We start from the raw sequence: 9,135 nt of genomic DNA on the forward strand, positions 1-9,135 counted from the left end.
GCGGCCGCGACGGGAGCGGACGCCGCCGGGCCGAGCGAACTCCCGGGCACCACGCCGACAGCCGCTTGGCTGGGTTCGGTTGCCGATCGGGTACGCGCCGCGCGGGAGGCAGCCGCAAGCGTGCTTAGCAGGCAGGCTGGCAGCTTGCGGGCGCTACGCGACGCCATTCTGGCCGAGCAGGCCGAAAAGTGGCAGGCAAGCTATGAGCAGGCACGTTCCGCATACGACGTCTTGCGGCAGGAGATGATCTCCCGCGGCGTGGACTTTACCCAGCACGAGAAGCTCCTTCAGAGACGGGCGTTGCTCGAACGCGAGCTGGCTTCGCTCCAGAAGACGGGCCAACAGCTTGAGGAAAACTCTCGGAAACTGCGCGAGGCCCGCCTGCAGCTGGTCGAGGTCCACGAGCAACGACTGGCTGCACGCCGCGATCGCGCACGGGCGCTCGAGGAGATCGACGCCGATGTACGGCTGGAGACATTTGGGTTCCGGGACCGGGAGGACTTCGAGTCTCGCCGCGAGCAGTGGTTTGGGGGCGCCGGGCTCCAGCAACGCGACTGGACGGAACTTTGTGACTATGTCTTTGCCGAGAACGGACAGGTACCGGATCGCATCCGCGAGCTTGTCGGGGCGATGCGCGCCGACATGGAGAAGAGCGTGGCGCGGGGGACCTCGCTTATCCCCCAGGAGTCACAGGTGGCGGCGCTGATCGGTGCCGAACGCCTAACCAGGACGTTCTTCAATGCTCTCTTGCGGCGGGATCGCTTCCGATTGGATGAAATGGAGCGTTTCCTCCCAGAGGATCTCGTCGAAGCGAAGGTCCGTGCACCTGACGGCTCCTTCAAGACGATCGAAACGGGATCCGTCGGCGAGAAAAGCACGGCGATCCTGAGCCTGCTGTTGTCGGCCGGGGACCAGCCCATCATCATCGACCAGCCCGAGGATGACCTGGACAACCAGTACGTTTACAAGGTAGTCGTGGACCTGCTGCGACGGCGCAAGTTCTCGCGGCAGGTGATCATCGCGACGCATAACGCCAACATTCCCGTGAACGGAGATGCTGAGCTGATTGTGGCCCTCGGCGTCAAGGACAGGCTCGGCGTCGTGCTCGACGCGGGGAGCATCGACCGCCCGCCTGTCAAGGAACTCGTCAGCCGCATCATGGAAGGCAGCGCCGAGGCCTTTCGGTTGCGCCGCGAACGGTACGGGTACTGAGCTATGTTTGACACTTTGGATGAGATCGAACGACAGCTCGCCAACGGGGAGGATGCCCGCGCGGAGTTCAAGGAGGTGCTGCTCGGTGCGCACGGAGTTCGTTCGCCGAACACCGAGGACTTGGCGGGCGAAATGGTAGGCTTCGCGAACGCCGAGGGGGGAGTCATCTTTCTGGGCGTGGAGGATAGCGGGATCGTTCGCGGACTGCCGGAGGACCGACTCGGGGATGTCGAGCAGTGGGTTTTCAACGTGGCGACGAACAACTGCGATCCTTCGATCCGGCCGATCTTGCGGAAGGAGCGGCTCCCGCAACCCAACGGCCGCGAGGTCATCGTCATGTTGGTCGAGCTTCGCCGCGGTCTCTACGTCCCCGCTACGAGCGGCGGACGGCACTATGTGCGGGTTGGTTCTAGCAAGCAGATCCTCACGGGAGCGCCGCTGGCCAGGTTGTTCCAGGAACGCGGCCGCGCTTTCGTCTTTGACGAACAGCCCGTTCCGACGGCGACGAAAGAAGACCTCGATCGCGAGGCCTTGGAACGATTCTTCCAGAACCGTCCCCCAGCGATCCCGTGGCAGGACCTTCTGCGCAACACGCGGATTCTCGCCAGAGCCGACGAAGAGCCTGACCGGCCCACTGTCGCCGGACTTTTGGCCTTCGGCAAGGCGCCGCGGGCCCGTTTGCCATCCGCATACATTGAAGCGGCGGTCTACCGCAGCATCGCTCTGACTTCCGACGATCTGGTGCACTCGGAACAGATCGATGGGAGATGCGATGCGCAAATCGACGATGCGAGGGCCTTCGTCGCGCGCTTCATGCTCAAGCCGGCGCGCAAGCCTGCTGGGCGGGAGGACCATCCGCAGTATGACATTGGCGTGGTTCACGAGGCGGTCGTCAACGCCATAGCGCATCGCGACTACTCGATCGCCGGCTCGAAGATCAGGCTCTTCCTCTTCTCCGACCGGCTGGAACTCTACAGCCCTGGCGGTCTTCCAAACACCCTCACGATCGAGACAATGCCGTTCCGTGTGTTCACGCGAAACCAGCTCCTCGTGAGTTTTCTCTCGAGGATGAAAAGCCGCCGGACCGGACGGGCATTTTTGGAGTCGCGCGGCGAGGGTGTGCGACGGATTCTCGACGCCAGCGAGACCCACTCCGGTCGCCGTCCGATTTACGAGCTGTTCGGAGAAGAGCTGAGGCTCACGATTTGGGCAAAGCCCTCGCCTCACCAGGATCGGACGGGCGAGTCATGAACAAGCAACGAAGCGATACCGGCGATTGCCGCCGCCTGATCGAGGTCGCGTTGCCCATTCGGGAGATCTCGGCGGAAAGCGTGCGGGACAAGAACATCCACCACGCCCACATCAGCCATCTGCACCTCTGGTGGGCTCGTCGTCCTTTGGCGGCATCGCGCGCGGTGGTCTTCGCTTCGCTCGTGCCCGATCCCGATGATCCTTTCTGTCCTGAGGAATTCCGGGCTGCTGTGGAGCGCCATCTCAAGACGCAGGTCCCGGCGGAACTTAAACACTATCGTCGTGGGCGTGAGATCCGCCGCGACGAGGACCCGTACCGGCCCTACGACGGCATGCCCGATACCTTGCGCAATCGCCTGCTCATGTTCATCGCCAAGTGGTCCCCAGAGTCCCTGGCGTTCGAGGCGGGAAAGCGAAAGAACGCGGCGGCGCCCAAGGAGCTCCTCGACGACCGTTCCCTCGTGAAATGGGAAACTTCCGATCCGGAGAACACCCAGGGAAACGAGGTCCTTCGCATCGCGCGCGAGCTGGTGAAGGTCGCTCACGGAGGCGATGTCCCGACCGTACTCGATCCCTTCGCCGGCGGCGGCGCGATCCCCCTTGAGGCTGGTCGGCTCGGGTGCCAGGCCATCGCCAACGACTACAATCCAGTGGCATATCTGGTCTTGCGGGCGACCTGCGAATTCCCCCAAAAGTACGGTAAGCCGGGCAAGAGAAAGAAGCTCGTCGAGGAGTTCGGCAAGCAGGTCGAACGAGAGGTCCAGGTTCCCAACATTCTCGTCCACGACTTTGAGAGGTGGGCCAACTGGGTTCTGGAATGGACGCGAGAGAAAATCCAGCATCTGTATCCCGCGGGGAAAGACGGTCACCCCATCCTAGCATACCTGTGGGCTAGGACGGCACCGTGCTCCAATCCATCGTGTCAGGGCCAGATTCCGTTGCTCCGCAGCCTTGTCCTGTGCAGCAAGGGCAGTAAGACGGCGCTCACGATGAACGTGGATAAGGCACGGAAGGAGGTCTCCTGCGGAATCGCCAAGGGTCAGGCGATCAAGCGGACAGAGGGGACCAAAGGCCAACGAGGACCCGCCGTCTGCCCTTACTGCGAACAGACAACGTCGGAAGCAGACCTGCGCGCTGCGGGGCAGGCTGGCAAGATGGGCGAGCGGATGGTGGCTGTAGTCGTCGAGGGCAAGGGAGGAAAAGACTATAGGCCAGTCGAAGACGCCGACCTTCACGCAGTCGAGAGGGCAAGAGCGGTCCAGGTAGAGGTTCCTGGCGAGTACATCGTTCCAGAGATCAATGGCCCCGCCGCGTCACCCGACGCTGGTTCACACCGTAGCATCAACCTCGAGCTTTACGGATTCACGCGCTGGGGGCAGCTCTTCAATCATCGTCAGCTCGTGTTGATGGATCACTTGGTGAAAGGCCTTCACGAGGCCGTCGCCGCGATGGAGCAGAATCTTCCGGACGCTGACTATCGACGTGCGCTCGCCACTTATCTTGGCCTCTGGATCGATCGTGTTGCCGCCTTCGGAAACACGTTCACGCGCTGGCGTGCGAGTCACCAGAAGAGCGAAACACCGTTCAGCGGTCAGTCGGTACCCATGATGTGGGACTACCCAGAAGTGAATCCCTTCGCTGACTCCTCTGGCACCGCATCAACACAGCTCGCATACATGCTCAAGGTCTTGCGCCATGAGGAAGCCGATGCGAATACGTGGATAACTCCCCGCATCACACTGGGATCGGCGGCTAGGATGAGCGACATTGAGACCGGGTTCTGCGACTACATCGTCACGGATCCTCCGTATGGGAACTCTATCGCCTACGCAGACCTGTCTGACTTCTTTTATGTCTGGTTGAAACGATCCCTGGCCGAGGTGCTTCCAACAGTATTCCAGACACCGCAAACTCCAAAGGAGGAGGAGGCGACAAGCCACAAGCACCGTCGCAACGGATCTCAGGAACGCGCGAATGAGTTCTATCGCCGTCTGCTGACGAAGAGCTTTAGAGAATGCAGACGTGTGGCAAAGGAACCGAAGCTCATCACCGTCATGTTCGCGCATCAGTCAACCGATGCCTGGACCGCTCTGCTCTCGGCTCTCTTTGAGGCGGGACTCTCTCCGGATGCGACCTGGCCGATTGCGACGGAAATGCCCAACACTGCTCTTGCGTTGGGGACAGCGTCGCTGGAATCATCGGTGACCGTCGCTTGCCGCCGCCGGATCGTTGGCAGCGCCGCTTCCTACAAGCAAGTGCAGCGGGAGATCGAGCAGGTTGTCCAGGAATCCGTCAAGCGCTTCTGGTCGTACGGCTTCCGCGGTGTCGACCTCGTCGTCGCCTGTTACGGGCCAGCCGTCGGCGTTTTTGGCAAGTACGAGCGCGTGGAGAAGGCGGACGGCACGCCCATCGGGATTCCCGAGCTTCTGGAACTCGCGAAGCACGCGGCCCGGGCCGCCATTGCCGGCGAGTTCTGCGGGGACAACCTCTCGACGCTTTACTACGTCTGGGCGAACCTCTATGGCACAGCGACGCAGGCCTGGGACGACGCCCGGCTGGTTGTGCAGATCGGCGGCGACGAGGACAACGCGATGGAGGTTGCTCGCGGACACGGCATTTTCGTGGTAGAGGGTTCGAAGTGCCGCCTTGCGCTGCTTGAGGACCGCGCCGACCGCCGAGGACTCGGGATCGATCAGAATCCGCCCCACATCGATGCACTCCATCGCAGCATGCTTCTCTGGAAGGAAGAAAAGCGAAAGGAGTTGGTCGGGTATCTCGGCCAACGCGACCTCTTGGAGGACGGCCCGTTCTGGAAACTGGCTCAGGCGCTCTTCGAGGTCTTCCCCCGCGATCTGGAGGACTGGAAGCTGATCAACGCCTTGCTCGGCGAGCGCCAGACGCTGCGCACGGAAGGCAAGAGCACGGCATACAGGGACGCGCAACGGGAACTGTCCTTCGACGAAGGAGGTGAGAAGCGATCATGAGTGAAACCCTCAAGCCCTGGTACGCCGTTGCGACACCTCACGAGGACATCCGTGAAGGGCGCCTCGCGGAGGCCGTCTTCGCGGCGAACGTCTGGGCGGTCGTCCAGGGCACGGCCCCGGAAGTCTACCTCGATCCCGAAGAGTTCTTCCGCAAGACCTACCTGACCACCGGGCTGTCCACCGTGTTGAGTCGGGTTGCGGAGGCGTTGCGCCGCGGCGGCGAAACCGGAGACCGCATCATCAGTCTCCAAACGGCCTTCGGCGGCGGTAAAACGCACACGCTCGTCGCCTTGTGGCATTTGGCGAAACACGCGGATCGGCTGAAAGGATCGCTTCACTCGGAGGGACTGCGAAAGGCCATCGGTGGGCAACTGCCGGATAAGGTGAAAGGCGTCGCGGTCTTCACCAACCAGACCTGCGACGCGACCCAGGGCCGCCAGGTCGGAGACGGCGTTCAGCTACGCACGCTGTGGGGCGAGTTGGCGTACCAGCTCGGTGGGAAGGCTCTCTACGAGCGCGTGCGGGCGAACGACGAGAGCCAGCGTGTGCCGCAGGGGATCTTCTTCGAGATTCTGCAGGCCGCGTCGCCGTGCCTGATCCTGCTGGACGAGCTGGCCGACTACTGCGTGGGCGCGGCGGCCGTTCCGGTAGGCGAGACGAGCCTGGCGGATCAGACCGTCTCCTTCATCCAGCAGTTGACCGAGTCCGTGCAGCAGGTCCCGGGCGCGGTCGTGGTCGCCACTCTTCCGGCGAGCAAGTACGAGGTCGCCCAGAGCGAAAAGGGGCAGGAGGCTTTCGTAACGCTGGAGAAGCGCTTCCAGCGCCTCGGGGCCGACGTCAAGCCGGTCGCAGACGAGGAGATCTATGAGGTCGTTCGCGCGCGCCTGTTCGAGTCCATCGCGCCGGACAGGGAGCTGGACTATCCGAAGAAGGTCGCCCAGGTCTATCAGGGCATGTACGCGGCCCACGCTGGCGAGGTGCCCTCGGAGGCCGCGAAGAACACATACCGCGAGCAGCTCCAGCGTGCCTATCCCTTCCATCCCCTGCTCATCGATGCGCTCTACACCCGCTGGGGCAGCCACCCCGACTTCCAGCGGACGCGGGGCGTGCTGCGCCTGCTCGCCAGCCTCGTGGGCGACCTCTGGAAGCGCCGACAGGGGAACACCGAGACCCAGCACGTCATCCAACCTTGCCATATTCGCTGGTCCGTCGATGCTCTGCAGGCGGCTCTGACGCGACTCTGGGGTCCCGCGTACCAGTCCGTGGCGGCCGCCGACATCATCGGTGAGCGGTCCAACGCTGGCGTCTTCGACGAGGAACGCGGAGGCGACTACCGGAGCGAGTCCATCGGGCGGGGGCTGGCTTCCGCCATCCTTCTCGGCTCGTTCGGCGGCCAGGGCGGTCGTAGCGGATTCAGCTCGAAAGACCTGAAGCTCGCGTGCGCCAAGCAGGGCCTGAACTGGAACTACGCGGACGGGGCCTTGTTGGAGCTGGAGAACCGCTGCTTCTACCTCCACACGGCGACCGCCGGGAGCCTCGGCAAGCGCTACTGGTTCGGCACGAAGCCGACGCTGAACAAGCTGGTCGTCCAGTACCGCCAGCAGAGCGCGAAGGAGAGCTTCGGCGAAGAGATCCTCGATGACCTCCGGGCCGAGTCGCAGAAGGGGGCTCTCGCAGGCGCGACCTGGCGCGTGATCGTCAACCCCGCCGAGGATCTGCCGGAGCAGAAGTCGCTCACCTTGCTGATCCTTCCACCGTCACTCGCCTGGGACGAGAACGGCGGGGCGAAGGACGCGATCCAGGAGCGCGTGAAGGCGATCAGCACTCGGTGCGGTGGAAAGGACCGCCTGTACCGCAACACGCTGCTCTTTCTGGTGGGAACCACTCGGGGGCTAAGCAAACTCCGGCAGGCACACCGAGAGCGGGCGGCTCTGGAGGGCGTCCGCGCGGACTACTGGGATCAGCTCGACGAGGAGCAGCAGGAAGATCTCAAGAAGCGCCTGGACGCGGCACGTAAGGCCACCCTCGAGGCACTGGGCCCCGCCTACACCGTTGTCCTTCGGGTGCGCGGGCAAGAGGTCGAGCCGTGCGCGCTCTCGGACGCGCGCCGGACCTTCCAGGAACACCTTGGCTACGTGTGGACGACGCTCGTTGAGGACGAGGAATGGATTCTCCGACGCGTCGGCTCGGTGACGCTCGAGAGCACGGGCCTCATCCCGAAGGAAGGTGGGCTACGCCTGAAGGATGCCGTCGAGGCCTTCCTGCGGTTCACAGACAAGCCCATGGTCGCGGCCAAGGAGGCAGTGACCGGAGGGCTCGCACAAGCCTGTGTGGACGGACTGGTGGGCGTCGGCCGGGGCGGAAGCCTCTCGACGCTCCAGACCCGGTACTGCAAGCAGTCGGTGTCGCTCGATCCGAGCGAGGACGGCGTGTGGATCATCCCGCCATTCACGCCGGAGCCGGCGAAGGTCCTTGGTGGCGAGGAGACCGCCGGAGCCGGTGTGGGTGCCGAAGAATCAGGCGTCGGAGGCGGAACGGAAAGCGGCACAACACCCGGCGACACTTCAGGAACGGGCACCGCCACGAAGCCCGGGGCCAAGGGCACGGTTCGCCGATTCGTCGTCCGCGGTGACGTTCCGGTCGAGAACTGGGGCGAGCTTTTTCGTTGCTTCGTGGGGCCCGCCGCTCGGATGAATCTGAAGAAGCTCGGGCTCGGCGTGCAGTTCGAGATAGTCGTTCCGGACGACCGGAAGTTGAGCGAGAACGATCCCGCGCTCAAGGCGATGAAGGAGGCCGCACGGCAGCTCGGACTGACATTCCAGATCGAGGAGTGACCCTCGTGGTACGTCGACCGATTATCTCACCCGGTCGACCTTTCGGTGGTCCGATTCGGAAGTGAGCTCGGCAGAATAGCATGCCTTGTGAACTGCTCCCTAAAAATCCGACCGGTTGTTAACTATAAAAAGGAAGCTGCTGGAATGTCAGACAAGACAAGACAAGCAAACGGACGCGTCGTCGGCAGAGCGCGGAGTCTAAGGCCAAGGTGGTCGTCGTGGCGTTGCGCGAGGACAAAACGATCAACCAATTGAGCACGGAATTTGGGGTGCATCCGGTCGCGGTAGGTCGGCGGTTGGAGCGCGAGAGCCAAGCCGCCGAGTTGCGGGAGCGGAAAAACCGCTGGCTGAAAAGAAGCTCGGCCCTCTCACTTGAGGCCCGTCGGGCCGTGATTCACTGCCCGGGGGAACTGTCCGTGCGCCGCCCGTGAGGGTTGCTCGGTCTGGACCACGGCGGGCTTTACGATTAGCTGGCAGGTCCGGACGCCCGGCAGATCGCGTCGTGGCATCGCCTGGACGAGTACTTCGGGTTCTACAGAAGGAACGACTGCATCAGGGACTTGATTACCGGACGCCCTTGGCAGTATGGGAAGACACCCCAGGAGCGAGCCGGGAGGGGACTTGGAACGGCTCGGTGCCTCCAACCCCTCTCGATTCGAATTAACCGAACTTCCGCAGGTTTTTGACCATTTTGCTGACGCATCAATGACTTTTACCCAATTGTGTAGGACCGATATATTCCAATATTCACTTGAGATGTAGGCGCAATATCGGATAATGTGTAGGTATGCATTTGCAGGAGGTCCGCACGCGGCGCAACGGGAAGGTCTATTCCTCCTACGTGATCCGGGAGT

Annotated in this window: 4 protein-coding genes and 1 pseudogene; all 5 read left to right on the forward strand. The window is 62.9% G+C overall.

All coding sequences use genetic code 11. The features are described 5' to 3' along the window. A pseudogene (locus MAMT_RS11955) lies at nucleotides 1–1,212 on the forward strand (ATP-binding protein); the annotation flags it as partial. A gap of 3 nt (nucleotides 1,213–1,215) precedes the next feature. Continuing rightward, on the forward strand, nucleotides 1,216–2,463 hold the full coding sequence (locus tag MAMT_RS11960) for an ATP-binding protein (protein WP_142661085.1): 1,248 nt from the start codon (nucleotides 1,216–1,218) through the stop codon (nucleotides 2,461–2,463). Further along, nucleotides 2,460–5,447, forward strand: a complete 2,988-nt coding sequence (locus tag MAMT_RS11965; RefSeq protein WP_178087094.1) for a DUF1156 domain-containing protein — start codon at nucleotides 2,460–2,462, stop codon at nucleotides 5,445–5,447. Before MAMT_RS11960 ends, MAMT_RS11965 begins: the two co-directional genes overlap by 4 nt. Further along, entirely contained in the window at nucleotides 5,444–8,281 is a 2,838-nt protein-coding gene (locus MAMT_RS11970) for an ATP-binding protein (RefSeq protein WP_142661086.1), read from the forward strand. Before MAMT_RS11965 ends, MAMT_RS11970 begins: the two co-directional genes overlap by 4 nt. A 209-nt stretch (nucleotides 8,282–8,490) precedes the next feature. Next, complete coding sequence (locus MAMT_RS11975) at nucleotides 8,491–8,712, forward strand: hypothetical protein (protein WP_150003879.1); 222 nt, start codon at nucleotides 8,491–8,493, stop codon at nucleotides 8,710–8,712. Nucleotides 8,713–9,135 lie beyond the last annotated feature (423 nt).

It is taken from the genome of Methylacidimicrobium tartarophylax (assembly GCF_902143375.2).
Lineage (GTDB): Bacteria > Verrucomicrobiota > Verrucomicrobiia > Methylacidiphilales > Methylacidiphilaceae > Methylacidimicrobium > Methylacidimicrobium tartarophylax.

Coding starts and splice junctions, on each gene's coding strand:
- MAMT_RS11960 (WP_142661085.1), top strand. CDS start 1,216: ATGTTTGACACTTTGGATGAGATCGAACGACAGCTCGCCAACGGGGAG.
- MAMT_RS11965 (WP_178087094.1), top strand. CDS start 2,460: ATGAACAAGCAACGAAGCGATACCGGCGATTGCCGCCGCCTGATCGAG.
- MAMT_RS11970 (WP_142661086.1), top strand. CDS start 5,444: ATGAGTGAAACCCTCAAGCCCTGGTACGCCGTTGCGACACCTCACGAG.